Consider the following 25036-nt stretch of genomic DNA (forward strand, 5'->3'; position numbering starts at 1 on the left):
TTACGCACCACGCCTTCAGTAGCTGAACAGGAGGGACAGCTGATAGAAACAGAAGCCACTGGAGCACCTCAAAAACACCATCATACACTAAATCAGTAAGTTGGCACCATTACCGAAGGAACCTTCACCAAAGCTCAGAAAAACGTTGTTAATTAAAACGAACATGGCCCCGGCCAGCGTCAACGGCATTAATTTAATAAAGCCGTTTTTGATGGCATTAACGTGAGGCTGCTTTCCTATTTTAACAGCAAAAGGAAGGAGTACCTTTTCAAGTGAAGCGATGACTTTACTCATAGGAAAATACCCTTAAATGCCGTAACGCATGTTACGGCGTATTGTGTGTGAAATAACTCTTTGACGGGAAAAATAAAAATTAATTAGCAGCTTTTTTAATCGCTGCCACAGCAGCTTTAAGAACACCTAAACCATCAATCTTGCCGTACAGCCCCGAATCGATCACTTCGACCGGTTTATTGGGTAACAATCGTTGAATTTCGGGCAACATATAGGCAATTTGCGGTCCCAGTAAAACAACATCGGCTGTCTGACCTTTTTCGCCCGCCAGCGTTTCCGGGAACGCTTCGATCACCACAGGGACTTCATACTTTTCAGCCTGCGCACGCATCTTTGACACCAGAAGCGAGGTTGACATGCCCGCTGAGCAGAACAGGTAGATATGTTTCTTTTCCATCGTAATTTCCCTCTTGTATGACTACCTGCCGTCGCGTTCTCACTCGACTCGCTGTCCCGGCAGACAGGTAGTTTGCGTACTGTTGTTTATCGTTGGAGTGAGTATACGCAATGGTACAGGCAGGGGATAATTCTGAACAGACTCAAATTGTCTCTCATTGACCTGGCTTGTTGACTACCCTCACATTTCGGGCAAATAATTCGCGAAATGAAATAAGATTTTCCGATGCATAAAAAAACCGGCCTCAGGGCCGGTTTGTTAACATCCTCAGGCGAGCAGGGTGACTACGCCTTAGGTGCCTGCGGGTCAGTATCGTATTCAGCACAGGTCTGATAGCCGGAGTTGATCACATGACCGGTATCATCCAGGGCGACAAAGTAGGTTTCTGCCTTACCATCACGTTGACCCAGGATGTAGGTCTGGCAGGTCCCTTTCGCATGAATCATGGTGACTTCGGAAGAAGGTTTACCGGCAATCGCAGCGACCTGCGAACGGGTCATCCCTTTTTTGACATCTTTTACTACGGGCTGCGTAAACTGATCCTTGGTGCGATCGTAAGCCGTACACCCTGCCAGCATAGTCAGTACCGCCGCTGCGCTAAGAATTCCTGCTACGTTCTTGTTCATATTCCGTCCTCTTGTTTATCAGCGTGTTATCTAAGCATGGGATAAAAAGTACTATTGTTCAACTTTGTGCGTTACGCCAGACGAATTTCGGAAAATTCTAATAAAACAACGATAACCTGCTAAAACGGCGTAAATTAGCGCACTCGAAACTGTGATCCTTGTCGTTTTACGTCCAAAGGGTTAGTTTTAACAGTTAACACATTCTGTTTATGGAGAGCGTGATGACTCTGCAACAAGAGATTATCCAGGCGCTGGGCGCGAAGCCTGCGGTAGATGCAAATGAAGAGATCCGCCGCAGCGTGGATTTTTTAAAAGCGTATTTAAAGAAGAACTCTTTCCTGAAATCTCTGGTGCTGGGCATCAGCGGCGGCCAGGATTCAACGCTGACCGGTAAGCTCTGCCAGATGGCAATTTCAGAGCTGCGCGAGGAGACGGGAGATGAAACCCTGCAATTTATCGCCGTGCGTCTTCCATATGGCGTACAGGCGGACGAGCAGGATTGCCAGGATGCAATCGCCTTCATTCAGCCTGACCGCGTGCTGACCGTAAATATTAAAGGCTCCGTGCTGGCAAGCGAGCAGGCGCTTCGCGAAGCGGGCATTGAGTTAAGCGATTTTGTTCGCGGCAACGAGAAAGCCCGCGAGCGCATGAAAGCGCAGTACAGCATTGCCGGGATGACCAAAGGCGTCGTGGTCGGCACCGACCATGCGGCAGAAGCGATCACCGGTTTCTTCACCAAGTACGGCGACGGCGGCACCGACATCAACCCGATCTTCCGCCTGAACAAGCGTCAGGGTAAGCAGCTGCTTGCCGCGCTGGGCTGTCCTGAGCATCTGTATAAGAAAGCGCCGACGGCCGATCTGGAGGACGATCGCCCTTCCCTGCCGGATGAAGCGGCTCTTGGCGTCACCTACGACAACATTGATGATTATCTGGAAGGCAAAAAGCTGGATGAAGGCACCGCAAAGATCATCGAAGGCTGGTATCTGAAAACCGAGCACAAGCGCCACACGCCAATTACGGTGTTTGACGACTTCTGGAAATAAACGCAAAACGGTAACCCCGTTTTGTAGGCCGGGTAAGGCGTAGCCGCCACCCGGCTCTTTTTTAACCAAACCCTCTCTGCTACACTGTATGCCTGAACAGTATATGGAGCAGTATGTGAGCAGGCGTCAATCCGCCCCGCGTCTTGAGTTTGAAGCGGCGGCTATCTACGAATATCCCGAGCACCTTCGTCCCTGGCTTGAGGCACTGCCTAAACAGCCGGGTGTGTACATCTTTCACGGTGAAAGCGACACGCTGCCGCTTTACATCGGCAAGAGCGTTAACATTCGCAGTCGGGTGTTATCCCATCTGCGTACCCCGGACGAGGCCGCCATGCTGCGCCAGTCGCGACGCATTACCTGGTTCCAGACGGCGGGAGAAATGGGCGCGCTGTTGCTGGAGGCGCGGTTGATAAAAGAACAACAGCCGCTGTTCAACAAGCGCCTGCGCCGCAACCGTCAGCTCTGCTCCCTGCAGATCAACGAGGGCAAGCCGCAGGTCGTCTACGCGCGCGACGTCGATTTTTCTCATGCCCCGAATCTCTATGGGCTGTTCGCCAATAAAAGAGCCGCACTCCAGGCGCTGCAGACGCTCGCGGACGAGCTCCAGCTTTGCTACAGCCTTTTGGGCCTGGAGGCGACCACGCGCGGACGCGCCTGTTTCCGATCCGCGCTGAAGCGCTGTGCCGGTGCCTGCTGTGGGAAAGAGAGCGTTGAGGCGCACCACGCCCGGCTCCTCGCCGGTCTGGCGGCCATCAGCGTGAAGTGCTGGCCCTGGGAAAGCGCCGTTGCGCTAAAAGAAGTGGGTGACGCGATGACCCAATATCACATCGTCAATAACTGGCTCTGGCTGGGCGCTGTCGACGATATCAACGACGCGGCAACCCTGCTGCGCACGCCCGCCGGATTTGACCACGATGGCTACAAAATTCTCTGTAAACCTGTGCTGGCCGGTAAGTTTGAAATCATTGAGCTCAATGGCCTGGCAGCCACGTGATTTCGCTGAACAATAAGGTACCCTGAGCCTCCAGCAGACGCAGCGTGTGGGTACCCTCCTCCCAGCTGGCGCCCTGATCGGCCGTCAGCAATTTATCACCCAGCTGCCACGCCCCGCTTAACACAAACACCACGCCCCCGCGTGTGCCAAAGGTGGTAAAGGTACGGTCAGCCACGCGCACCTTCGCCCGGCAGCAGTCGCGACGGGTCATGATGTTGAAGTCCATCGCCATCCGCCCATCGGCCAGCAGCGCTTTCACCGGCAGGTCGCCGGCAAAGCTGTAGGGCTGATGGTGCTTCAGGGTATGGAAGAACGCCTGGCCCGCATCCAGCGTCACCTCCCCGCCTTCCAGCAAGGTAATAACCCGATCGACGCCGGGAAAAGAGGAAAATTCGCCGTTGCTGGCGATAGTCGCGATACTGGCGCGCCAGTGAAAATCACGCGTCGCGGGAGGGAAACAACAAATCTCACGCGTTTCACCCGCACCATTGCGCCAGAGGCTGACCGGCATCTTACGGATATCAAAGAACTCCATCACCACTCCTGAATGGCACAACCCGTGCCAGGGCAAGGATATTGCTATCGTTGCTGTCTTGTTTGTTATCGTTAGGTATTCACAACACAGTATCGGCAGCAGAGCGGGCAGGCCTTAGCGGAACGTTAATAAAAATTCTAACGCCATGACTCTACAAACATTCTCTGATGCGACTACAGGAGCATACCGCGCTGGCGACGGCAGACAAGAGGGCAGGAAAGAAAAACCGCCGGTCCTGTCCACAGCGATTGCGCTTTTGTGGACAGGATCCCGGCGGTCTTAAGAGAGTGAACCGATTATTCGGTTGGTGCTGGCATTTTACCTTCCATCGCCGGACGTTCTGTCAGACGCTTCTCAAAATTCGCATTAAATTGTTTTTTCTGTTCCGGGGTCAGAATGTTGTAGATCTTGTTCTGGGTTTCCAGGTGAGCCAGCATACGGGCTTTGTGCTGCTCGGCCATTTTGTCGATCTGCGCTTCGGCTTTCGCCTTGTCGAAGCTGTCGCTGGCGATGATGTCATGCATGGCACGACGCTCTTCCAGCGGCGGACGCTTCATCTGCTCACGTTCGCTCTTCCGGATATCGCGGATCTGCTGTTTCTGTGCATCCGTCAGGTTGAGATCCTTAAACATCATCATCTCGTTGTGCATACCCGGGCCTTTATGATGCATCATCATTTTGCCTTCAACAGGCGCGGCAGCGGTGGTGGTCGCAGTATCTGCGGCGAACGCCATGCTGGTAGCGCCCAGAGCCAGGGTAGAAGCAACAAACAGTGCAGTAAACTTACGCATAATTTATTTCCTTTCTTTCAGTTATTCTTCGGCGCTATGCCGTGTTGACGAGATTAACTTTAAGGGGTTTATCGTCAATTAGTCAGAGCAACGGTAAAACAATGAAAGTGTAAAAAACAAATTTTCGCCAAATGTGGAGGAAATAAGGATAAAGCGTGGAGAGTTGCAACCAAAAATATTCAATGCGATGATTTTAAAGCGATTTAGCAGAAGTATAACGGAGTAAAGGTGAATAATAAAGCAATTCACCAGGAATATTCTGCAAAACACGTTCACGCGCTTTAATTGCTAAGAAACGGTATTTAACTTCCCCTCCCGGATGATGAGAGGGGAAAGGTTCAGGATATTTTTTCCAGCATCAGCCCGGCACGCAGGCCAAACGCGACGGTTGGGTTAGGGAATAAAACATACTCGGTGGTTTTCTGCACCTCGTAACGTTCCTCACCGTCCTCGGCCAGCAGCGCCCCTTTGCGGAACGGGGTGAAGTTGAGGGTGTGTGCGGCCATGTGGAGCAGGAAGGCGTCGCTGCGGCGCGTGATCTGCTGTACGACCCGGTAACGCTCAACGGTCTGGTGCGTAGGCTCGGGAGCCGACCCGCCCAGCAGCGCCCGCAGGGCGAGATGCGTTGGCGCAAAGCGGGTGAGATCGTTTTCCCCAAACGGCAGCGCTTTCCCCAGCTCCAGCGTACAGGACAACGCACCAAAGTGCTCACAGGTGAAGTGCGTAAAGGTTCCGCCCGGCGACTGGTGAAACACCAGCGCCTCCAGCCCGGCATCTCCCAGCCAGCTCAGGAAATCTTCCTCCCACGGCTGATTGCGCTGCGGCAGCACGCCGAAGCGGACATGGTAGGACGCGCGGATGGCCGTATGCAGATCCAGATGCCAGCGCACGGGACCCGCCGCGGCAAAGAACGCGGTCACCACATTCTCCAGCCACGCCGCCCGCGCCGTTTCGTCACTCTGCGGAAACTGCGACCAGCGCCCGCCGAACATGCGGTTAATGTCGCTCACCAGATACCGTTTATTTTGCGCCAGCGCAGGGGGATTGCCGAGCACCACCAGCACGCGGCACTTCAGGGCAATTTCATTGCGATACAGCGCGCGCAGCAGCAGATCGACAATCTCAACGGGCGCCGTTTCATTCCCGTGAATGCCCGTTGAAAGCAGCAGCGAGAGATCGCTCTTTGCGGTCGGCGTCAGCTCAAGCACCCCGCGCCCCAGCCACCGCCAGCGAAATGAGGGGCCATCCCCCTCTTTCTGTTCCGGCGTTTCATCGGCCAGGGTCAGCGCCAGTAAATTTTCCATACCCACTCCTTTAGCGCTGGAACGGATAAACCGATCCCAGCTGCAGGATTGTCGACAACGCGTCCAGCGCCTCGCGACCTTCGCGCAGAAGCTGCGGGTCAACCAGATCGGCCTGCGTTAGACGGTCGCGATAGTAGCGATCGACCCAGTCATTCAGGCGCGTAAAGAGCGTATCGTTCATCATGACCGCCGGGTTAACCGCCTGCATTTCGTCCTGAGTCAAGACCACGCGCAGACGTAAACAGGCTGGACCACCGCCGTTGGCCATGCTTTCACGCAGGTCAAACACGCGCAGTTCGTCAATCGGGTTATCCGCCTTCACCAGCTCGGTCAGGTAGCGCCATACGCCCTGATGATCCCGGGACTCCTGCGGCAGGACCAGCATCATGCTGCCGTCATCGCGGCTGAGCAGCTGGCTATTGAACAGATACGTTTCAACCGCGTCCTGCACGCTCACCGCCTCCGTTGGCACCTGGACAGGCGTGAAGCCGCGCACGCGCTCATGCAGCGTGGCGAGCAGCTTTTCCTGATGGGCAAACGCCTGCTCGTGGCAGAACAGCACCTGGCGGTTAGAAACGGCAATCACGTCGTTGTGGAACACGCCCTGGTCGATCACATGCGGGTTCTGCTGGGCAAAAATCACTTGGGAAGGATTCACCTGGTTCAGGCGGGCAACCGCCTGGCTGGCCGCCAGCGTCTGACGGGCAGGATAACGGGTTGGCGCGACGTGGCCCCCCTCTTCTCGCCCGTAAATAAACAGCTGCACACCCGGCTCGCCATAATCGCCCCCCAGGCGGTTATGGTTGGCCGCGCCTTCGTCGCCAAACATCGCCACCTGCGGCAGGGCCTGATGCACCGCGAAATGGGCGTCCTGGTTGAAAATGGCGCGCAGCACGCGCTCGGTGGTTTCCGCTTCGGTGGCGCGGTGAAACTTGTTATTCAGGTTCGCCACCGTCAGGTGGACTTTGCCATCCAGCGTATCGGCTGACGGCGCGACGGTGGCCGCGTTGGCGACCCACATCGAAGAGGCGGAGCTTGCCGCCGAGAGCAGATGCGGCGTCTGCGTCCCCGCTTTTTCGACCACCTGCTCATCGGTACCGCTAAAGCCGAGCTGACGCAGTACCGCCACGTTCGGACGCTCCTGCGGCGGGATCACCGCCTGCGGGAAACCGGCATCCGCCAGCGCTTTCATCTTAAGCAGCCCCTGCTTCGCCGCCAGCTTCGGGTTGGAAACCTGAAAACGGTGCTTCGTGGAGGCTTCATTTCCAAAAGAGAGACCGGCGTAGTGGTGCGTCAGCCCCACCAGCCCGTCAAAGTTGACTTCACGCGCTTTCATGACGGTCCCCTCCGGTAAAGTCCAGCCCCGGATTAAGCGTCTCCGGCAGCGTCAGCGCCGGGGTTTCCAGGCTCGCCATCGGCCAGGCACAGTAATCAGCGGCATACCACGCGCTGGCGCGATGGTTCCCCGACGCGCCCACGCCGCCGAACGGCGCGGTGCTCGCGGCCCCGGTCAGCGGTTTATTCCAGTTCACAATCCCGGCGCGCGCTTCCAGCAGCAGTTGGTCAAACTTCTCGCGATGCGGCGAAATCAGCCCGCTCGACAGACCGTAGCGGGTGTTATTGGCCATTGCGATGGCGTCGTCAAAATCGTCATAGCGCCAGACGCACAGCAGCGGACCAAAGACCTCTTCATCCGGCACGTTGCTCGCGCCGCTCATCTCAACGATGCCCGGCGTCAGCAGCGAGGCACCCGGCTGAACCTGCTTCGGCTCGAGCAGGGTTTTCGCGCCGCGCGCGACGTGGTCCTGCCAGGCCTTCAGCACGTTCAGCGCGGCCTGCTCGGAAATCAGCCCGCCGATAAACGGCTGCGGATCGGCATCCCACGCGGCTGGCACCAGACGCGCGCTCACCTCAACCAGACGTTTGAGGAACGCATCCCCCTGCGCGCTCCGTTTCACCAGCAGGCGGCGGGCGCAGGTGCAGCGCTGTCCGGCGGTAATAAAGGCGGACTGAATCGTCAGGTGCACCGCGGCGTCGATATCGTCAGGGTCTTCCACAATCAGCGGGTTGTTGCCGCCCATCTCGAGAGCAAGGATTTTTTCCGGCTGCCCCGCCAGCTGGCGATGCAGCTGATAGCCCGTCCCGGCGCTGCCGGTAAACAGCAGGCCGTCGATATCGCTCAGCGCGCTCAGCGCCTGGCCGGTTTCGCGTCCGCCCTGCACCAGATTCAGCACGCCCGGCGGCAGGCCAGCCTGTTCCCACAGCTTAACCACCGCCTCGCCGGTTAATGGGGTGAGCTCGCTCGGCTTGAAAATCACGGTATTGCCCGCCAGCAGCGCGGGCACAATGTGGCCATTCGGCAGATGCCCCGGGAAGTTGTACGGACCAAACACCGCCAGCACGCCGTGCGGACGGTGGCGCAGCGTGGCCGCGCCGTCCGGCATCTCGGTGTGCTGTTCGCCGGTGCGGGTGTGGTACGCCTTCACCGAAATGGCGACTTTGTTGATCATCGCTGTCACTTCGGTTGCCGCTTCCCAGCGCGGTTTGCTGGTTTCAGACGCGATGATGCGCGTCAGTTCGGCCTTATTGGCCTCCAGCAGCCCGGCAAACTTTTCAACAAGCGCCTGGCGCACGGCGAAAGGCTGTTTTGCCCACGCCGGGAACGCGCGGCGAGCGGCATGGCAGGCTTGTTCCACCTGCGTGGCGCTGGCGTCGTTCCCCTTCCAGAGCACCTCTTTTCCTACCGGATTGGTCTTTACGCGCTGTTCGCCTTCGCCCGTGACCCAGTCACCGTTAATCCATAATGTCATGCTGTTTTCTCCTCAGGGCAGAGACGCACCAGGCGAACCGTATCGCCGGCGTTACATTTCAGGGCATCCAGTTCTGCAGCCGTCAGCACCAGACGTTCACATTTCGGGTTGGTCCGCACCAGCATCGCACGGAAGTTGGCGTAATTTTCGTTTGCCACCAGGCATGCCGGCCAGTCGCCCGGCGCGGGCTGGCCTTCAGAGACCTCAACCAGCCGGCTCTTACGGATCGCGCGTACGCGGTCGATATCGCACTCAAGCGTAGGCCCGCCGTCAAAGATGTCGACATAGTTACGGTAGCGGAAGCCCTCTTTCTCCAGCACCGCGCGGGCAGGCGCGGTTTGCGGATGCACTTCGCCGATCACCGCCTGCGCTTCCGGGCTGAGGAAATGGGTATAGATAGGATGCTTCGGCATCAGTTCGGCAATAAAGGCTTTCTGACCCGTGCCGCAGAGATAGTCCGCCCGGCTGAACTCCATCGAGAAGAAGCGCTCGCCCAGGCTCTCCCAGAACGGTGAATAGCCGGTGTCGTCGATCACGCCGCGCATCTCCGCAACCACCTTTTCGTTAAAGCGATCGCGGAAGGCGGCCATAAACATAAAGCGCGATTTGGAAAGCAGGTAGCCGTTGCCCTCCTTGCGCCACGCCGGGTCGAGGAACAGCGTGCAAAGCTCGCTGGCGCCCGTGTGGTCATTGCAGAGGAACAGCGTCGGCAGCGCGTTATAGACGTTCAGCTCTTTCGAGGCATGAACCATGGTGCCGACGCGGTAGTTGTACCACGGGTCGTTAAGCCCGACGGCCACTTCGATGGCGCAGATCCCGGCCACGGTCCCCGTGTCGGTGTCTTCCAGCACGAACACATACCCCTGTTCGCTTTTTGGCAACGTCCCCTGCCAGGTTTGAAGGGCGCGCTCAATGCGCGCCGACAGCGTTTTTTCATCGGCAGGAAGCGAGGTCAGCCCGCCTCCCGTCTTACCGGCAAGCTGCATGAGCCCGGCGAGATCGCCGCGCTCAACGGGACGGATGACCATCATGATGACACCCCGGATTTCACCTTTTCACACGCCAGCGCAAAGCGGTCCAGACCGGTTTGCACCTCTTCCTCGCTGACAATCAGCGCGGGAGCAAAACGCACGACGTTGGCACCGGCAATCAGCACCATCACGCCCACTTTCGCCGCTTCCTGTGAAATAAGTTTAGCTTTTCCGGCAAACTCAGCGGTGAGCTCGCAGCCGATTAACAGCCCCAGACCACGAATTTCTTTAAACAGGCCAACCTTGCTGTTGATGGCATTCAGGCGCTCAACAAACCAGTCGTGGCGCTGCTTAACGCCCTTCAGCACCTCAGGGGTGTTAATGATGTCGAGCACCTGACCGGCAACAGCGGTGGCCAGCGGGTTGCCGCCGTAGGTGGTGCCGTGGGTGCCGACGGTCATCACGCTGGCGAATTTATCGGTGGTCAGCGTTGCGCCAATCGGGAAGCCGCCGCCCAGCGCTTTGGCGGTCGACAGCACGTCCGGCGTGACGCCGTAGTGCATATAGGCATACAGCTCGCCGGTGCGGCCCACGCCGGTCTGCACTTCGTCGAAAATCAGCACCGCGTTATGACGATCGCACAGCTCGCGCAGCCCCTGCAGGAATTCCTTTTTCGCCGGAAGCACGCCACCCTCACCCTGCATCGGCTCGACGATCACCGCACAGGTGGTGTCGTTAATCAGCTCGCTGGCAGACTGCAGATCGTTATAAATACCGTGACGGATATCCGGCGGCAGCGGTGCGAAATCCTGCGAGTAGGAAGGCTGGCCACCCGCGCTGACGGTAAAGAGCGTCCGTCCGTGGAAGGCATTTTTAAACGCCACGATACCGCTCTTGTGGGTTCCAAACTTATCGTGCGCATATTTGCGCGCCAGCTTCAGCGCCGCTTCGTTGGCTTCCGCCCCCGAGTTACAGAAAAAGACTTTTTCGGCAAACGTCGCGTCGATCAGTTTTTTGGCCAGGCGCAGCGCAGGCTCGTTGGTAAAGCCGTTGCCGGTATGCCAGAACTTCGCCGCCTGGTCATTGAGCGCCTGACGCAGCGCCGGGTGCGCATGCCCCAGCGCGTTCACCGCAATCCCACCGGCAAAGTCGATATACTCTTTACCCTGCTGATCCCACAGGCGCGAGCCTTCCCCACGAACCGGAATAAAAGCCGCCGGAGCGTAAACCGGCATCATCCATTCATCGAAATTTTCACGCGTAATTGACAGAGACATAGCGACCTCATCCGGTAAATAAAAAGTTATTTGAATGTTAAATAATTGAGTGTTTGCACTGTGAATGTAGATTGCAGCCTTCGTGCCAGCCAGCGATAAAAATGCATAAACGGGTTGAGAGGACAGAATATCAATAAGTTACAACATGGAGTTATTCACTGTTAGTGCATAAAAAGTGAATATTTTTACGACAAGCGGCGCTTTGCCGCATGAAAATCAGAAAGAGTATGCACAGGCCAAATATAATTCTGGAATTGTGATCGCTCGCGAAATTTATCGGCCATTTACGCCCTCTTTGGGGGCGAAGCGCGTCAGAATGGTGCAAATATTGCACCACCGGCATTATCTGTTGCAGTTATTGGTCGAAGCCGGTAACAGTTGACGCAAATTCTGCTACCATCCTTGCACTATTCACCTTGCACTGGCAGCGACTATGAAATTTGTCTCTTTTAATATCAACGGCCTGCGTGCCCGCCCTCATCAGCTTGAAGCTATCGTTGAGCAACATCAGCCAGATGTGATCGGCCTGCAGGAGACAAAGGTTCACGACGACATGTTCCCCCTCGAAGAGGTGGCGAAACTCGGCTACAACGTCTTTTATCACGGTCAGAAAGGTCACTATGGCGTCGCGCTGCTGACCAAAGCGCCGCCGGTTTCCGTGCGTCGCGGCTTCCCGGGCGACGGTGAAGAAGCACAGCGTCGTATTATCATGGCGGAAGTCCCTTCTGCGATCGGCAATATCACGGTCATCAACGGCTATTTCCCGCAGGGTGAGAGCCGTGACCATGAGACCAAATTCCCGGCGAAAGCGAAGTTTTATCAGGATCTGCAGGACTACCTGACCACCGAACTCAAAAAAGAGAATCCGGTGCTGATCATGGGCGACATGAATATCAGCCCGACGGATCTCGATATCGGTATTGGCGAAGAGAACCGCAAACGCTGGCTGCGCACCGGCAAATGCTCCTTCCTGCCGGAAGAGCGTGAGTGGATGGAGCGCCTGCTGGGCTGGGGCCTGGTGGATACGTTCCGCAATGCCAACCCGGAAACGCAGGATCGCTTCTCCTGGTTTGACTACCGCTCCAAAGGCTTTGACGACAACCGCGGCCTGCGTATCGATCTGCTGCTGGCCAGTTCCCCGCTGGCCGAGCGCTGCATCGAAACCGGGATCGACTACGACATCCGCAGCATGGAAAAACCGTCTGACCACGCGCCAGTGTGGGCTAAATTCAAGCTGTAATGACGCGTGAACCTTTCAAAAACACTCTTCCTGTGCGCCCTTCTGGGCGCCTTTATTCTGGCGTTTATCATGCTTCCGCCGGGAACCCTCTCCCTGGAAGGGATTAAAACGCACCAGCAGGCATTACTCTCCTATGTCGACCACGCGCCGCTGCGCAGCGCGCTGATCTTCTTTGCGGTCTATGTGGCGGTCTCCGCCCTCTCGATCCCCGGCGCGGCGATCCTGACCCTGCTGGGCGGGACGTTGTTTAGCCTGTGGGAAGGCACTGTGCTGGTCTCGTTTGCCTCCACGCTTGGGGCCACGCTGGCGATGCTCGCCAGCCGCTATCTTTTGCGCGACTGGGTGCAACGGCGGTTTGCCCGGCAGATGAGTACGGTGAATACCGGCATGGCGCGCGACGGCGCGAACTTTCTTTTTGCCCTGCGCCTGATGCCGCTGTTCCCGTTTTTCCTGGTGAATTTGCTGATGGGGCTGACCCGCATGGGAGTATTTCGCTACTGGTGGGTCAGCCAGCTCGCCATGCTGCCCGCCACGATTATCTTTCTGAACGCCGGGCGCGAGCTGGGAAAAGTGACCTCGCTGCGCGATATTTTGTCGCCGGGCATGCTATTCGCCTTTACACTACTGGGGGTATTGCCGCTGGTCACCCGCCGGCTGTTTTCCCGTTTTCTCCCGTCTGCTAAAAAGTGAGGCATTATGCGCCGTGTGCGTTTTTGCGCGTTTCTGACCGGTCTGCTGCTGGCGGCCCCTCTGTATGCCGCCGACGGCTGGCAGTCTATTCAGCAACACGCCAAAGGCCAGACCGTCTGGTTTAACGCCTGGGGCGGCGATCCGGCGGTCAACCGCTATCTGGAGTGGGTCAGCGGCGAGATGCAAACGCACTATGCCATTACCCTTAAAATTGTCCCGCTGGCGGATGCTGACGACGCGGTAAAACGTATTCAGACCGAAGCCGCCGCGGGGCGTAAGACCAACGGCTCCGTCGACCTGCTGTGGGTTAACGGCGAGAACTTCCGCACGCTGAAAGAGGCAAACCTGCTGGAGACCGGATGGGCGCAGACGTTGCCCAACTGGCGCTATGTTGATACCCGCAAGCCCGTTACGGAGGATTTTGCTATCCCCACAGACGGCGCGGAATCGCCGTGGGGCGGCGCGCAGCTGACCTTTATCGCCCGCAAAGCCAGCATGCCGACGCCGCCGACCGATCCTCAGGCGCTGCTGGCGTACGCGCAGCAGCATCCGGGCAAGATCAGCTATCCTCGCCCGCCCGATTTTACCGGCACGGCATTTCTTGAGCAGCTGCTGATGACGCTAACCGCTCACCCGGAGGCGCTGCAAAAGGCCCCCGATAGCACCTTTGCCGAGGTCACGGCCCCGCTCTGGGATTATCTGGACACGCTCCACCCGCTGCTGTGGCGCGAAGGGAAAGATTTTCCCCCTTCTCCTGCTCGGATGGATGCCCTGCTTGCCCGCGGCAGCCTGAATCTGTCGCTGACCTTTAACCCGGCCCATGCGCAGCAGAAAGTGGCGAGCGGCGAACTGCCCGCCGACAGCTATAGCTTTGGTTTTCAGAGCGGGATGCTCGGCAACGTCCATTTTGTGGCGATTCCGGCCAACGCCAGCGCGAGCGCGGGAGCGAAAATAGTCGCCAATTTCCTGCTGTCGCCGCAGGCGCAGATCCGTAAAGCTGACCCGGCCATCTGGGGCGATCCGAGCGTGCTGGATGCGAAAACGCTGCCCGAAGAAGAAGCCAGACAGCTGCTGGCCCACACGACTCAGGGGCTGCCGGAGGTGCTTGCCGAGCCGCAGTCCGCCTGGGTGAACGCGCTGGAGCAGGAATGGCTGCGTCGTTACGGCACCCGCTGAGCGGGCTCGTCCGGCTGGCGATGGCGGTGATTTATCTGCCGATCCTGCCCGCCGGCGCCATGCTGCTTGCCCCGGCGTTTTCGCTGACAAACTGGCAGCAGCTGCTGAACGATCCGCAGCTCCCGCAGGCGGCCGTCGCCACGCTGGTCTCAACGCTCATCGCCACGCTGGGGGCGTTGTTCATTGCTCTTCTCCTCGTCAGCCTTCTCTGGCCCGGTAAACGCTGGCGACGTCTCACAACCCGCCTGCCGTGGCTGCTGGCGATCCCCCATGTGGCGTTCGCCACCGGCGCGTTGCTGCTGTTTGCCGAGGGCGGACTGTTTTATCAGGTCTGCACCGTCTGTTCGCCGCCGTTTGACCGCTACGGCGTCGGGCTGGGGCTGACGCTCGCGGTCAAAGAGAGCGCGTTTGTCCTGTGGGCGATTTATGCCGTACTGCCGGAAAAACGGCTCGCGCAGCAGAAGATCGTCCTGCAGACATTCGGCTACGGCCGTTTTCAGACGCTCAGCTGGCTCATCCTGCCGGCTATCGCGCCCGTCCTCGGGGCAGTCATGCTGGCGGTGCTGGCATGGTCGCTGTCGGTCGTGGACGTGGCGATCGTTCTCGGGCCCGGCAACCCGCCTACCCTGGCCGTGCTGGCCTGGCAGTGGTTAAGCCAGGGCGACGCGCAACAGCAGGCAAAAGGGACGCTGCTGTGCCTGCTTCTCCTTCTGCTGCTGGCCGCGCTTGCCGCTCTGGGATACGGACTCTGGAAGGCATGGGTTCGCACACTTGCGGACCTCACCGGAACGCGTCCCCGGTCGCAGCGCGTCCTGCCTGAGCGGGCACTGAGCGGGTTTCTGCCCGCCTGCGGCGTCCTGTGCGCCGCGGTACTGCTGATGCTGGCGCAACGGGATGACGTTGGCCCGGTGGGAACCAGCCTTTCCTTCGGTCTGCTTTCAGCCCTGATTGCCCTGGTCGTCGGGTTACTCTGGCTGGAATGGGGCCCGCAGCGCGGCACGCTGTGGGTATGGTTACCGCTCGCCCTTCCGGCCCTCCCGCTCGTCACCGGCCAGTATGCCATTGCGTTGCACCTGGGCATCGACGGGCACTACGCCGCCGTGCTCTGGAGCCACCTTCTGTGGGTATTGCCGTGGATGCTGCTGGTACTGCAACCCGCCTGGCGACGGATCGATCCCCGGCTTATCCTCACCGCCAGAACTCTCGGCTGGCGGCGGACAAAAATCTTTTTACTGCTGAAATGCCCGCTGCTGGTGCGCCCTGCGCTACTGGCCTTTGCCACCGGCTTTTCCGTCAGCATGGCGCAATACATGCCGACGCTGTGGCTGGGCGCGGGGCGTTTCGCCACGCTGACCACCGAAACCGTGGCGCTCAGCAGCGGAGGCAGCATCCCGATTCTCGCTAACCGGGCGCTGGGATTACTGCTGGTCACGGGCTCGGTGTTTGGTGCTGCTGCCCTGCTATCCCGGCTCGCGGGCCGCTACCGACAAGGGTTACGTTAATGCTGAAGGTAAAAAATCTCACCATCGAACCGCTTTTCCGCGAGGTCAGTTTTTGCGTGCCCCGCGGGGAGATCGTCACTCTGATGGGGCCGTCCGGCAGCGGAAAGTCGACCCTTTTTGCCTGGATGGTCGGCGCGCTGTCAGACGATTTCCAGGCGCGGGGCGAACTGTGGCTCGACGCGCGTCGCTGCGACGCGCTTCCCGTGGAGTCCCGCGGGCTGGGTATTCTCTTTCAGGACGCGCTGCTGTTCGACCAGTTCAGCGTCGGGCAGAATTTGCTGCTGGCGCTGCCCGAGCGCATCGCCGGGCGCGCGCGGCGGGAGGCGGTCGCGCAGGCGCTGGATTCCGCCGGGCTGAGCGGCCATTACGCCAGCGATCCAGCCACCCTCTCCGGCGGGGAGCGCGCCCGGGTCAGCCTGCTGCGGGCCCTGCTCGCGGAGCCGCAGGCGCTGCTGCTGGATGAGCCGTTCAGCCGCCTCGATAAAGCGTTACGGGCCACGTTTCGGGCATGGGTGTTTGACGCCGTCCGCGCGCGCAATATTCCGGCGGTGCTGGTCACGCACGATGAGGACGATATTCCACCCGGCGGCGAGCTGATTGAGATTTCTCGCTGGCAATAATGTGCTAACGCAATGTTTTCCGATTCGGGAGAGACGACAATGCCCCCCTCTTTTACTGACGTCAGGTTATTCGATGAAACGTGTTTCTCAACTGACCGCGCTGGCCCTGCTCTGCGGCCTCGCTTCCTTTTCCTCGCTGGCGGCTGATATGCCCAACGCCATCACGCTGTCTCAGCTTCAGGCACAGCACGGCACGCCTGTCGACACCCGCGCCAGCGCCTTCTATAACGGCTGGCCGCAGACGCTTAGCGGCCCCTCCGGGCATGAACCCGCCGCGCTCAACCTTGCTGCCGCCTGGCTCAGCGCCATGAGCGACGAGCAGATTGCGCTGTGGGCAAAACAGCATCAGCTCACCCCTGCGACGACCATCGCCCTGTACGGCGACGAGAACGATAACCAGGCGGTGAAAGCCCGCCTGGAGAAAGCCGGGTACCGCCACGTTTCGCTGCTCAGCGATGCTCTGCAGACGCCCGAGCGCCTTCAGCGCCTGCCTCACTTTGAACAGCTTGTTTACCCGCAGTGGATCCACCGGCTCCAGCAGGGTAAACCCGTGGCTGCCGCACCGGCGGGCGACTGGAAAGTGATTGAGGCCGCCTGGGGTGCACCGAAGTTTTACCTGCTGAACCACATTCCCGGCGCGGGCTATATCGACACCAACGAGGTGGAAAGCGAACCGCTGTGGAATAAAGTCTCCGACGACAAGCTGAAAGCGATGCTGGCGAAGCACGGGATCCGTCACGACACCACCGTCATCTTGTATGGCCGCGACGTCTACGCCGCCGCGCGCGTGGCGCAGATTATGCTGTATGCGGGCGTGAAGGATGTGCGTATTCTCGACGGCGGCTGGAAGGCGTGGTCGGATGCAGGCCTGCCGGTTGAGCGCGGTACGCCCGGTAAAGTGACGCCCGCCCCCGATTTCGGCGCGCCGATCCCCGGTCAGCCGCAGCTGATGGTGGATATGGAACAGGCGCGCGGCATGCTGCACCGTCAGGATGCCTCTCTGGTCAGCATACGCTCGTGGCCGGAGTTCATCGGCGAAACCAGCGGCTACAGCTACATCAAGCCAAAAGGTGAAATTGCCGGTGCCCGCTGGGGTCACGCGGGCAGCGATGCCACCCACATGGAGGATTTCCATAACCCGGATGGCACCATGCGCAGCGCTGACGACATCGCCGCCCAGTGGAAGCGCTGGAATATTCTGCCGGAACAGCACGTCGCGTTTTACTGCGGCACCGGCTGGCGGGCGTCTGAAACCTTTATGTACGCCCGGGCGATGGGCTGGAAGAATATCGCCGTCTATGACGGCGGCTGGTACGAATGGAGCAGTCATCCGCAGAACCCGGTGACGACCGGTGAGCGCGGGCCTGAAAGCGCGCGCTAAGGATTAAGTGACTTCAGCGTCACGTAGCCGCTCCAGATGCGCGTTGTGGTGGTCAGCCAGCACAGCGCGCCGAATACCCACGCGAAGAGCGTAAAGTGCGCAGGAAAAAGGGAGCACAGCACAAACAGCATGATGGTCTCCGTCCCTTCCGTTAACCCGCCGATGTAATAAAACGACTTGTGCGCATAGCCGGGGTTGTCGATGTCGTGCTTCGCGGCCAGGGCCGCAAACGCCAGAAAACTGCTGCCGGTCCCGATAAACGCAAACAGCAGCCAGGCGGCCGCCAGCGCATTTTCTGCCGGTGCTGCCAGCGCAAAGCCAAACGGCACCAGGGCGTAGAACAGAAAGTCGAGCGCGATATCGAGAAATCCCCCCGCATCGGTCAGGCCTCTGCGGCGCGCCAGCGCCCCGTCCAGACCGTCCAGCAGGCGGTTAAGCACGATGGCGACCAGCGCCGCCGGATACCAGCCAAGGACCAGAAACGGCAGCGCCAGCACGCCGATGGCAAACCCGGTCAGGGTCAATCCGTCGGGCGTGATGCCCGGCCTGTCCAGCACGGAGACCAGACGATCCAGCGCCGGTTTTATCCGCGGGTGAAGATGGCGATCAAGCATGGGGCGTCTCGTTAAAGGTGGCGCATAGCCCCTGCGCCGGAATATCCAGCGCGGCGTTAAAGCGGGCAGAGAGATTCTGAAAGGCAATGAGCGCCGTCATCTCGGTGATGGCATCTTCCGTAAAGTGGCGCTTCAGCGCCGTTCTGATGGCCTCATCCGCCCGGGGCGGCGTGGCGGTCACCGCCTCGGCGTAGGCCAGCGCCGCGCGCTCCTGCTGCGTGAACAAGGCGGATGCCTGCCAGTCGCTAACGGCCTGCACCTTTTCCAGCGCCCCGCAGCGCTCGGCCAGCCGCAGGCTGTTGGCATCAATACAGAAAGCGCAGTGGCAAAGCTGGGACACCCGCGTCATGAGCAGCGAACGCAGCACGGGTGACAGGCGCGCGCGACGACGCTCCAGAAAACCGACGAACAGCGCCACCAGCCAGAACAGACGCGGCATGCGCCCCCACCAGCGCGTGGGATTCAGCACGGCGCCAAAATGCTTTTTCTGCATCACGGCAATCGGTCTAAGGCTGGCGGGAAGGGATTCGATAGGGGCAACCCAGGCGGTAGTCTCTTTCACCTGATTCTCCTGATTACTGGACTCTGAGAAAGGGCACGATAATATGTCTTTTTTCGCTATCAATTATTGACGACCATGCTGAAAACACTCGATGTCGTTGCCGCCATCATCGAAAAAGACGACAAAATTTTACTGGCGCAGCGCCCTGCCCACGCCGACCAGCCGGGCATGTGGGAATTTGCAGGCGGCAAAGTCGAGGCGGGTGAAACCCAGCCCGAGGCGCTTATCCGCGAGCTGCGCGAAGAGTTGGGTATTGAAGCGCTGCCCGCGCAATACGTGGCAAGCCACCAGCGTGTAGTCTCGCAGCGCTTAATCAACCTGCACGCCTGGCACGTTCCTGCGTTTAGCGGTGCGCTCACGGCGCACTACCACAGCGCGCTGGCATGGTGCACGCCGGAAGAGGCGTTTGGCTACGCCTTAGCCCCCGCGGATATTCCCCTGCTGGAGGCGTTTATTGTTTTACGCGACGCCAGACCAGCGGGTTCGTGCTGATGGCGCGCTCGTCGCGCTGGCACTGCAACAGCACGCCCTCCGCCTTCACGACGGCCCCTTCAGAATAGTTTTGATCCTGGTAGATGCAGCACTGGTTACACGGCTGCGCGCGCTGGCCGCTGGAGCTAAACACCTCCGGCGGCACGTTCACTTCTACATCCGGGCGAATGCGGTCAGCCTGCGCGCCTGCGGTAAAGATCGCACATAACGCGGTAAGTACATAACGGTTCATAGACACATCTTCCTGTTGTTCCCTTGATAATGACTATAACGGTAAACCGGCGCGGAACCTTTAATTTATCTCGTCATCGCTTTTGGTTATGACGCAGCACCTGTCATTAATTTCCCTTTCGTCCTGAATTTCTGCTTGCCACACAAAGCGGTACGGGTGGTATAGTCAAAAAAACAACACAAAACGCATAAGTCATATACAAACATTATTATAAGAGGTTCTTATATCTATGGATCAGACACGCTCTCTGGAAAGTTTCCTTGCCCATGTTCAGCAGCGCGACCCGCACCAAAGCGAGTTCGCCCAGGCCGTGCGTGAAGTGATGACCACCCTGTGGCCCTTCCTTGAACAAAACCCGCGCTATCGCCAGATGTCGTTGCTCGAACGCCTGGTCGAGCCAGAGCGCGTGATCCAGTTCCGCGTGACCTGGGTGGACGATCGCAATCAGGTGCAGGTTAACCGCGCGTGGCGCGTCCAGTTTAACTCCGCCATCGGCCCGTTTAAGGGCGGCATGCGCTTCCATCCGTCCGTGAACCTGTCGATTCTGAAATTCCTCGGCTTCGAGCAGACCTTTAAAAACGCGCTGACCACGCTGCCCATGGGCGGCGGAAAAGGCGGCAGCGATTTCGACCCGAAAGGCAAAAGCGAAGGTGAAGTGATGCGTTTCTGCCAGGCGCTGATGACCGAACTCTACCGTCACCTCGGCCCGGACACCGACGTGCCTGCCGGTGATATCGGCGTGGGCGGACGTGAAGTGGGCTTTATGGCCGGGATGATGAAAAAGCTTTCCAACAACAGCGCCTGCGTCTTTACCGGCAAAGGGCTGTCGTTTGGCGGGAGCCTGATCCGCCCGGAAGCGACCGGGTACGGCCTGGTATACTTCACAGAGGCCATGCTCAAGCGTCACGGCTTAGGCTTCGAAGGCATGCGCGTAGCCGTTTCCGGCTCCGGTAACGTGGCGCAGTACGCGATTGAAAAAGCGATGCAGTTTGGCGCTCGCGTGGTGACCGCCTCTGACTCCAGCGGAACGGTGGTGGATGAAGCGGGCTTCACGGCAGAGAAGCTGGCGCGCCTGTGTGAAATCAAAGCCAGCCGCGATGGACGCGTAGCGGATTACGCCCGGGAGTTTGGCCTGACCTACCTCGAAGGTAAACAGCCGTGGGGCGTGCCGGTGGATATCGCCCTGCCGTGCGCCACGCAGAACGAGCTGGATGCTGAAGCCGCGCGCACGTTGATTAGCAACGGCGTAAAAGCGGTCGCCGAAGGGGCAAACATGCCGACCACGATCGACGCGACGGACCTGTTCCTGGAGGCAGGCGTGCTGTTTGCACCGGGCAAGGCCGCCAACGCGGGCGGCGTGGCAACCTCCGGCCTCGAGATGGCGCAAAACGCCGCGCGTCTCGGCTGGAAGGCGGAGAAAGTGGATGCGCGACTGCACCATATCATGCTGGATATTCACCACGCCTGCGTGGAGTACGGCGGTGAAGCATCGCAAACCAACTACGTGCGCGGGGCGAATATCGCCGGATTCGTCAAGGTAGCGGATGCGATGATTGGGCAGGGTGTGATTTAAGTTTTCGCGGCGTTCTCGCCCTGTAGGCCCGGTAAGGCGTAGCCGCCACCGGGCTTTTTTCAGGCCGCAGAGCTGTCTTTCGCCGGGTGGCGGCTTCGCCTTACCCGGCCTACGGGTTAAGAGGCTGCCGCGCTCTTTTTCTTTTTAAACGGTTTCTTCGCGCCACCACCGGGTGCAACCATCCCTCTGAACGTTTTCACCGGCGTGCTGCGCGCCTGATCGATCAGCTGGTAAAGCGTCCCCACCAGCGGCTGCATAAAGTCCTGATAGCGGCACTGCTTCTCGCTGATCTGCGTCAGCACCGATTCCCAGTGCGCGGTCATGTCCGGCCTGGCGGCCAGCTCCGGCAGGGAGTGAATCAGCGCGCGGCCCGGCTCGGTCGAATGGATATAGCGCCCCTTTTTCTCAAGAAAACCGCGCTTAAAGAGCAGCTCGATAATCCCCGCGCGGGTCGCCTCCGTGCCCAGACCGTCGGTGGCGCGCAGGATCTTCTTCAGATTTTTATCCTGCACGAACCGGGCGATGCCGGTCATCGCCGACAGCAGCGTCGCATCGGTAAAATGGCGCGGCGGCTGGGTCTGGCGTTCCACCACTTCCCCTTTCTCGCACAGCAGCTCGTCGTCTTTGGCCACCACGGGCAGCGGCGTGCCGTCGTTCTCCTCGTCACGCTCTTTGTTGCCGAGCAGCGTGCGCCAGCCTGCTTCCGCGAGGAAACGGGCTTTGGCGATAAACTTCCCTTTTGCGATTTCCAGCTCGATCACGCATTTGCGGAACACCGCGTCCGGGCAGAACTGCATCAGGTACTGGCGGGCGATCAGGTTATAGACCTTCGCTTCGTTGTCGGTCAGGTTGACGCTGCTGGCGCGCGCCGTCGGGATAATCGCGTGGTGGGCGTCCACCTTTTTATCATCCCAGCAGCGGTTATGGGTGTCCGGGTTCACCACCGGCCGCGGCAGCAGATCCGGCGCGTGCACGCCTATGGCGTTCATCACCGAATGACGACCGGCAAAATGCTCTTCCGGCAGGTAGCGGCTATCCGAACGCGGATAGGTGATCAGCTTGTGGGTTTCATAGAGCTTCTGGCAGATATCCAGCACGTTCTGCGCGCTGAGGCCAAAGCGTTTCGCGGCCTCAATCTGCAGGGCCGACAGCGAGAACGGCAGCGGCGCGGGTTCTGATTCCCGTTTATCGTTATAGCTGGTGACGATAGCGGGCTGTCCGGTAATGCGGTTAACCACATGATCCGCCAGCGGACGGTGCAGCAAACGCCCCTCTTCATCCTGATATGACTCGCAGGCATCGCTCGGCTGCCAGACGGCGGTAAAGCGTTCGTCTTTAGGCGTGACGATATGCGCTTTCACTTCAAAGAAATCTTTGGCGACGAAGTTCTCAATCTCTTCATCACGACGCACGACCAGCCCCAGCACCGGCGTCTGCACGCGCCCCACGGAGAGCACGCCCTGATAGCCCGCGTTGCGCCCGAGGATGGTGTAGGCGCGGGTCATGTTTATGCCGTACAGCCAGTCGGCGCGCGCGCGGGCCAGCGCGGATACGCACAGCGGAATAAACTCACTGTTGGCGCGCAGGCGCGAGATCGCACGCTCCACCGCCTGCGGGTTGAGGTCGTTGATCAGGCAGCGCTGCACCTGCTGACGCTTTTCCGGCGCCAGTTCAAGATAGTCCAGCACCTCATCCACCAGCAGCTGTCCTTCCCTGTCCGGGTCACCCGCGTGCACGATTTCATCGGCTTCATGCAGGAAGCGCTTGATCACGTTGAGCTGTTTGGTCACCGAAGGTCGGGGCTGCAGGCGCCATTTTTCCGGCACGATGGGCAGATCGTTTAAATTCCAGCGGGCGTAGCGGCTGTCATAGACATCCGGCTGCGCCTGCTCAAGCAGGTGACCGATACACCAGGTGACCACCTGCCCGTTACCGCATTCGATAAAGCCGTCGCCTTTGCGATGCGGCTTGGGCAGCACATCGGCAATGGCACGGGCCAGGCTCGGCTTTTCGGCAATAAACAACCGCATCGAATTAACGGATCTCAATCATCGGTCGGCCACCGCGCGCGGTTACCAGCTCGCCGATCGCCGTCAGGGTAATGCCGAACTCGGCGGCCGTGGCCTGAACCTCGGCTTCGGATTCCGGCGTGACCGCCAGCAGCAGGCCGCCGGAGGTTTGCGGATCGCACAGCAGGTTGCGCCATTCTTCTGGCATTTCGCCCATCAGGTGACCATAGCTGGCGAAGTTACGCTGGGTACCGCCCGGGACCGCGCCCTGAGCAATATACTCTTCCACGCCCGGTAGCTTCGGCACGTCCTGATACCAGACCTGCGCCTGCACGCCCGCGCCCTGACACACTTCGGAGAGGTGCCCCAGCAGACCAAAACCGGTCACGTCGGTCATCGCCTTCACGCCGTCGATATTGGCGAACGCCGCACCCGCGAGGTTCATCTGGCACATGACTTCGGTTGCCAGCCCTATGTGCTCAGGCTTCAGCAGGGATTTTTTCTCGGCGGTGGTCAGCACACCAATGCCCAGCGGCTTGGTGAGGAACAGCTTGCAGCCCGCCTGCGCGGTGCTGTTGCGCTTCACGCGCTCGGTCGGGACCACGCCGGTAACGGCCAGGCCGAAGATAGGCTCCGGCGCATCGATAGAGTGACCACCGGCCAGCGCAATCCCCGCCTGCTGGCAGGCGAAACGGCCGCCATCAATCACTTCACGGGCCACTTCCGGCGGGATGGTGTTGATCGGCCAGCCCAGAATAGCGATCGCCATAATCGGTTTGCCGCCCATGGCGAAGATATCGCTGATGGCGTTGGTGGCCGCAATACGCCCGAAATCGAACGGGTTGTCGACAATCGGCATAAAGAAGTCGGTGGTGCTGATAATGCTGGTGCCGTTACCCAGGTCATAAACCGCTGCATCGTCACGCGTTTCGTTGCCGACAAGCAGGTTCGGGTCGACAAACTTCGCCTGTTCGCTGTGCAGGATGGTCTCCAGCACTTTCGGGGAAATTTTACAACCGCAACCGGCTCCGTGGCTGTACTGCGTTAAACGAATGGTTTGCTCGCTCATGGACGTCTCCTGTCATCTCAATCGCGCTATGGTAGCGCTCATTCCATAAAGAGGTAAGTATGACTGTCTGAATTCTGCGGCAGATGCTCAGAATCCAGACAGTTTAGCGCGCGCTATCAGAAACGGCTGACGAAAGGCGTGGTGTCCGGCACGCTGATGGTGCTGGAGGCTTTAAGCTGCGGAGTACCGAGATAGAGGAAACCGACAATTTTGTCATGCTCACCGCAGGCAAAACCGTCCCGGACCGCCGGGCTTTCGGTCAGCGCACCGGTGCGCCAGATACCGTTAAAGCCTTGCGCGACGGCGGCCATCTGCATCGCCATCACCGCACAGCCCGCAGACATTTCCTGTTCCCAGACCGGGACTTTATGATCCGCCTGGCATTTTGCCACGACAGCGATGATCATCGGGGCGCGGAACGGGGCATTACGCGCCTTATCGATTCCTTTCTCATCCTGCCCTGCGGCCACCGCCCCCTGCTCCAGCAGTTTACTGAAACGATCGCGACCTTCGCCTTCAATCACAAAGAAGTGCCACGGCTGCAGCGTGCCATGATCGGGGGCACGCATGCCGGCACGCAGAATGTTCTCCAGCTGCTCGCCTGCCGGGGCAGGTTCGGCCAGACGGGAAGCGCTACGGCGGTTAACAAGCAGTTCGAGTGCGTCCATTGGTTAACTCCTTTCTTGAAATTTACTCACAAAATTAACACGACGGCAGATTTTGTTACAGCCTGGCAGGCGATTCCTGCTGACAAGTGGCGGTTGGGTCATTACGATAACCCAACATTACCGTCCAGTGGCGACGGAAACAGTCATTTTCTGGTTAGGGAGA

The 25036-nt window shown here is 59.2% G+C and carries 26 protein-coding genes and 1 pseudogene; 10 read left to right on the top strand and 17 right to left on the bottom strand.

Annotation, left to right across the window (positions count from 1 at the left end; all coding sequences use genetic code 11):
* From FHC52_RS23060 to osmE, 4 genes and pseudogenes are all read right to left on the bottom strand, one after another.
* Positions 1–59: IS1 family transposase (locus tag FHC52_RS23060; protein ID WP_136697432.1), on the bottom strand; the 59-nt coding region annotated here is incomplete at its 3' end.
* A 55-nt stretch (positions 60–114) separates the two neighbouring features.
* Positions 115–294 (bottom strand): annotated as a pseudogene (locus FHC52_RS17110) (PTS N,N'-diacetylchitobiose transporter subunit IIC); the annotation flags it as partial.
* Positions 295–373: 79 nt separating this feature from the next.
* On the bottom strand, positions 374–691 hold the full coding sequence (gene chbB / locus FHC52_RS17115) for a PTS N,N'-diacetylchitobiose transporter subunit IIB (RefSeq protein WP_008500676.1): 318 nt from the start codon (positions 689–691) through the stop codon (positions 374–376).
* Between the two features lie 284 nt (positions 692–975).
* Positions 976–1317 (bottom strand): osmotically-inducible lipoprotein OsmE, encoded by a 342-nt coding sequence (osmE, locus tag FHC52_RS17120; RefSeq protein ID WP_008500677.1) that lies wholly within the window; start codon positions 1315–1317, stop codon positions 976–978.
* Positions 1318–1538: 221 nt separating this feature from the next.
* Between osmE and nadE the strand changes: the two genes are divergently transcribed.
* Together nadE and cho are read left to right on the top strand one after the other, a co-directional pair.
* Positions 1539–2363, top strand: coding sequence for an ammonia-dependent NAD(+) synthetase (gene nadE, locus FHC52_RS17125; RefSeq protein WP_008500678.1), 825 nt, complete (start codon positions 1539–1541; stop codon positions 2361–2363).
* A gap of 103 nt (positions 2364–2466) precedes the next feature.
* Positions 2467–3357, top strand: a complete 891-nt coding sequence (cho, locus tag FHC52_RS17130) for an excinuclease Cho (RefSeq protein ID WP_172955643.1) — start codon at positions 2467–2469, stop codon at positions 3355–3357.
* Here cho and ves read toward each other — a convergent pair.
* The 7 genes from ves to FHC52_RS17165 all read right to left on the bottom strand — a co-directional run bounded on the left by ves (position 3335) and on the right by FHC52_RS17165 (position 11045).
* Positions 3335–3892 (bottom strand): environmental stress-induced protein Ves, encoded by a 558-nt coding sequence (gene ves, locus FHC52_RS17135; protein ID WP_032674587.1) that lies wholly within the window; start codon positions 3890–3892, stop codon positions 3335–3337. The two genes, cho and ves, sit on opposite strands and share 23 nt — an antisense overlap.
* A 296-nt stretch (positions 3893–4188) precedes the next feature.
* Positions 4189–4683: an ATP-independent periplasmic protein-refolding chaperone Spy gene (gene spy / locus FHC52_RS17140; protein ID WP_032674586.1), complete on the bottom strand. Its 495-nt coding sequence runs from the start codon at positions 4681–4683 to the stop codon at positions 4189–4191.
* Between the two features lie 338 nt (positions 4684–5021).
* On the bottom strand, positions 5022–5987 hold the full coding sequence (gene astE / locus FHC52_RS17145; RefSeq protein WP_032674585.1) for a succinylglutamate desuccinylase: 966 nt from the start codon (positions 5985–5987) through the stop codon (positions 5022–5024).
* Positions 5988–5997: 10 nt separating this feature from the next.
* Positions 5998–7323, bottom strand: coding sequence for an N-succinylarginine dihydrolase (gene astB, locus FHC52_RS17150; RefSeq protein WP_021241067.1), 1326 nt, complete (start codon positions 7321–7323; stop codon positions 5998–6000).
* Complete coding sequence (gene astD / locus FHC52_RS17155) at positions 7310–8797, bottom strand: succinylglutamate-semialdehyde dehydrogenase (protein ID WP_032674584.1); 1488 nt, start codon at positions 8795–8797, stop codon at positions 7310–7312. The genes astB and astD overlap by 14 nt, the downstream gene beginning before the upstream one ends.
* A complete protein-coding gene (gene astA, locus FHC52_RS17160) occupies positions 8794–9828 on the bottom strand; it encodes an arginine N-succinyltransferase (protein WP_032674582.1) in 1035 nt (344 codons plus the stop codon). The genes astD and astA overlap by 4 nt, the downstream gene beginning before the upstream one ends.
* Positions 9825–11045 carry an aspartate aminotransferase family protein gene (locus tag FHC52_RS17165; protein ID WP_032674580.1) on the bottom strand — a complete coding sequence of 407 codons (1221 nt, stop codon included), beginning with the start codon at positions 11043–11045 and terminating at the stop codon, positions 9825–9827. The genes astA and FHC52_RS17165 overlap by 4 nt, the downstream gene beginning before the upstream one ends.
* A 433-nt stretch (positions 11046–11478) precedes the next feature.
* On the opposite strand from FHC52_RS17165, the gene xthA reads away from it, so the two are divergent.
* The 6 genes from xthA to FHC52_RS17195 all read left to right on the top strand — a co-directional run bounded on the left by xthA (position 11479) and on the right by FHC52_RS17195 (position 17654).
* Positions 11479–12285 carry an exodeoxyribonuclease III gene (gene xthA, locus FHC52_RS17170; RefSeq protein ID WP_008500688.1) on the top strand — a complete coding sequence of 269 codons (807 nt, stop codon included), beginning with the start codon at positions 11479–11481 and terminating at the stop codon, positions 12283–12285.
* Positions 12286–12354: 69 nt separating this feature from the next.
* Positions 12355–12975: a TVP38/TMEM64 family protein gene (locus FHC52_RS17175; RefSeq protein ID WP_259279871.1), complete on the top strand. Its 621-nt coding sequence runs from the start codon at positions 12355–12357 to the stop codon at positions 12973–12975.
* A gap of 15 nt (positions 12976–12990) precedes the next feature.
* Entirely contained in the window at positions 12991–14151 is a 1161-nt protein-coding gene (locus tag FHC52_RS17180) for an ABC transporter substrate-binding protein (RefSeq protein ID WP_374758944.1), read from the top strand.
* A complete protein-coding gene (locus FHC52_RS17185; protein ID WP_126288017.1) occupies positions 14124–15653 on the top strand; it encodes a thiamine ABC transporter permease in 1530 nt (509 codons plus the stop codon). Before FHC52_RS17180 ends, FHC52_RS17185 begins: the two co-directional genes overlap by 28 nt.
* The gene (locus tag FHC52_RS17190) at positions 15653–16273 is read left to right on the top strand and encodes an ATP-binding cassette domain-containing protein (RefSeq protein ID WP_008500693.1); all 621 of its coding nucleotides are present in this window, start codon (positions 15653–15655) and stop codon (positions 16271–16273) included. Before FHC52_RS17185 ends, FHC52_RS17190 begins: the two co-directional genes overlap by 1 nt.
* Before the next feature lie 73 nt (positions 16274–16346).
* Entirely contained in the window at positions 16347–17654 is a 1308-nt protein-coding gene (locus FHC52_RS17195) for a sulfurtransferase (protein WP_063417447.1), read from the top strand.
* Here the strand turns inward: FHC52_RS17195 and FHC52_RS17200 are convergent.
* Together FHC52_RS17200 and FHC52_RS17205 are read right to left on the bottom strand one after the other, a co-directional pair.
* Entirely contained in the window at positions 17651–18268 is a 618-nt protein-coding gene (locus FHC52_RS17200) for a CDP-alcohol phosphatidyltransferase family protein (protein WP_220420155.1), read from the bottom strand. The two genes, FHC52_RS17195 and FHC52_RS17200, sit on opposite strands and share 4 nt — an antisense overlap.
* Positions 18261–18830 (bottom strand): carboxymuconolactone decarboxylase family protein, encoded by a 570-nt coding sequence (locus FHC52_RS17205; RefSeq protein WP_023292695.1) that lies wholly within the window; start codon positions 18828–18830, stop codon positions 18261–18263. The genes FHC52_RS17200 and FHC52_RS17205 overlap by 8 nt, the downstream gene beginning before the upstream one ends.
* A gap of 75 nt (positions 18831–18905) precedes the next feature.
* Between FHC52_RS17205 and FHC52_RS17210 the strand changes: the two genes are divergently transcribed.
* Positions 18906–19322, top strand: coding sequence for a pyrimidine (deoxy)nucleoside triphosphate diphosphatase (locus FHC52_RS17210; RefSeq protein ID WP_023292696.1), 417 nt, complete (start codon positions 18906–18908; stop codon positions 19320–19322).
* Here the strand turns inward: FHC52_RS17210 and FHC52_RS17215 are convergent.
* A complete protein-coding gene (locus FHC52_RS17215) occupies positions 19282–19554 on the bottom strand; it encodes a YnjH family protein (RefSeq protein ID WP_008500699.1) in 273 nt (90 codons plus the stop codon). The two genes, FHC52_RS17210 and FHC52_RS17215, sit on opposite strands and share 41 nt — an antisense overlap.
* Before the next feature lie 229 nt (positions 19555–19783).
* Here FHC52_RS17215 and gdhA point away from each other — a divergent pair, with 229 nt between their 5' ends.
* Entirely contained in the window at positions 19784–21127 is a 1344-nt protein-coding gene (gene gdhA / locus FHC52_RS17220; protein ID WP_008500700.1) for an NADP-specific glutamate dehydrogenase, read from the top strand.
* A 116-nt stretch (positions 21128–21243) separates the two neighbouring features.
* On the opposite strand, the gene FHC52_RS17225 is transcribed toward gdhA, so the two are convergent.
* The 3 genes from FHC52_RS17225 to FHC52_RS17235 form a co-directional block, all read right to left on the bottom strand.
* Entirely contained in the window at positions 21244–23157 is a 1914-nt protein-coding gene (locus tag FHC52_RS17225; protein ID WP_126288015.1) for a DNA topoisomerase III, read from the bottom strand.
* A gap of 4 nt (positions 23158–23161) precedes the next feature.
* Positions 23162–24205, bottom strand: a complete 1044-nt coding sequence (gene selD, locus FHC52_RS17230) for a selenide, water dikinase SelD (RefSeq protein WP_023292697.1) — start codon at positions 24203–24205, stop codon at positions 23162–23164.
* 116 nt (positions 24206–24321) lie between these two features.
* Complete coding sequence (locus FHC52_RS17235) at positions 24322–24873, bottom strand: NAD(P)H nitroreductase (protein ID WP_008500703.1); 552 nt, start codon at positions 24871–24873, stop codon at positions 24322–24324.
* Between the last annotated feature and the right edge of the window lie 163 nt (positions 24874–25036).

It is taken from the genome of Enterobacter sp. EC_64, assembly GCF_019584165.1.
GTDB lineage: Bacteria > Pseudomonadota > Gammaproteobacteria > Enterobacterales > Enterobacteriaceae > Enterobacter > Enterobacter roggenkampii.

Bases quoted from the DNA above. Each gene is read 5' to 3' on its own strand.
- astA (WP_032674582.1), bottom strand. From the start codon at position 9,828: ATGATGGTCATCCGTCCCGTTGAGCGCGGCGATCTCGCCGGGCTCATG.
- osmE (WP_008500677.1), bottom strand. From the start codon at position 1,317: ATGAACAAGAACGTAGCAGGAATTCTTAGCGCAGCGGCGGTACTGACT.
- astE (WP_032674585.1), bottom strand. From the start codon at position 5,987: ATGGAAAATTTACTGGCGCTGACCCTGGCCGATGAAACGCCGGAACAG.
- FHC52_RS17190 (WP_008500693.1), top strand. From the start codon at position 15,653: ATGCTGAAGGTAAAAAATCTCACCATCGAACCGCTTTTCCGCGAGGTC.
- FHC52_RS17175 (WP_259279871.1), top strand. From the start codon at position 12,355: ATGCTTCCGCCGGGAACCCTCTCCCTGGAAGGGATTAAAACGCACCAG.
- spy (WP_032674586.1), bottom strand. From the start codon at position 4,683: ATGCGTAAGTTTACTGCACTGTTTGTTGCTTCTACCCTGGCTCTGGGC.
- astD (WP_032674584.1), bottom strand. From the start codon at position 8,797: ATGACATTATGGATTAACGGTGACTGGGTCACGGGCGAAGGCGAACAG.
- xthA (WP_008500688.1), top strand. From the start codon at position 11,479: ATGAAATTTGTCTCTTTTAATATCAACGGCCTGCGTGCCCGCCCTCAT.
- cho (WP_172955643.1), top strand. From the start codon at position 2,467: ATGGAGCAGTATGTGAGCAGGCGTCAATCCGCCCCGCGTCTTGAGTTT.
- FHC52_RS17225 (WP_126288015.1), bottom strand. From the start codon at position 23,157: ATGCGGTTGTTTATTGCCGAAAAGCCGAGCCTGGCCCGTGCCATTGCC.
- astB (WP_021241067.1), bottom strand. From the start codon at position 7,323: ATGAAAGCGCGTGAAGTCAACTTTGACGGGCTGGTGGGGCTGACGCAC.
- ves (WP_032674587.1), bottom strand. From the start codon at position 3,892: ATGGAGTTCTTTGATATCCGTAAGATGCCGGTCAGCCTCTGGCGCAAT.
- FHC52_RS17235 (WP_008500703.1), bottom strand. From the start codon at position 24,873: ATGGACGCACTCGAACTGCTTGTTAACCGCCGTAGCGCTTCCCGTCTG.
- selD (WP_023292697.1), bottom strand. From the start codon at position 24,205: ATGAGCGAGCAAACCATTCGTTTAACGCAGTACAGCCACGGAGCCGGT.
- chbB (WP_008500676.1), bottom strand. From the start codon at position 691: ATGGAAAAGAAACATATCTACCTGTTCTGCTCAGCGGGCATGTCAACC.
- FHC52_RS17185 (WP_126288017.1), top strand. From the start codon at position 14,124: ATGGCTGCGTCGTTACGGCACCCGCTGAGCGGGCTCGTCCGGCTGGCG.
- nadE (WP_008500678.1), top strand. From the start codon at position 1,539: ATGACTCTGCAACAAGAGATTATCCAGGCGCTGGGCGCGAAGCCTGCG.
- FHC52_RS17200 (WP_220420155.1), bottom strand. From the start codon at position 18,268: ATGCTTGATCGCCATCTTCACCCGCGGATAAAACCGGCGCTGGATCGT.
- FHC52_RS17165 (WP_032674580.1), bottom strand. From the start codon at position 11,045: ATGTCTCTGTCAATTACGCGTGAAAATTTCGATGAATGGATGATGCCG.
- FHC52_RS17195 (WP_063417447.1), top strand. From the start codon at position 16,347: ATGAAACGTGTTTCTCAACTGACCGCGCTGGCCCTGCTCTGCGGCCTC.
- FHC52_RS17210 (WP_023292696.1), top strand. From the start codon at position 18,906: ATGCTGAAAACACTCGATGTCGTTGCCGCCATCATCGAAAAAGACGAC.
- gdhA (WP_008500700.1), top strand. From the start codon at position 19,784: ATGGATCAGACACGCTCTCTGGAAAGTTTCCTTGCCCATGTTCAGCAG.
- FHC52_RS17215 (WP_008500699.1), bottom strand. From the start codon at position 19,554: ATGAACCGTTATGTACTTACCGCGTTATGTGCGATCTTTACCGCAGGC.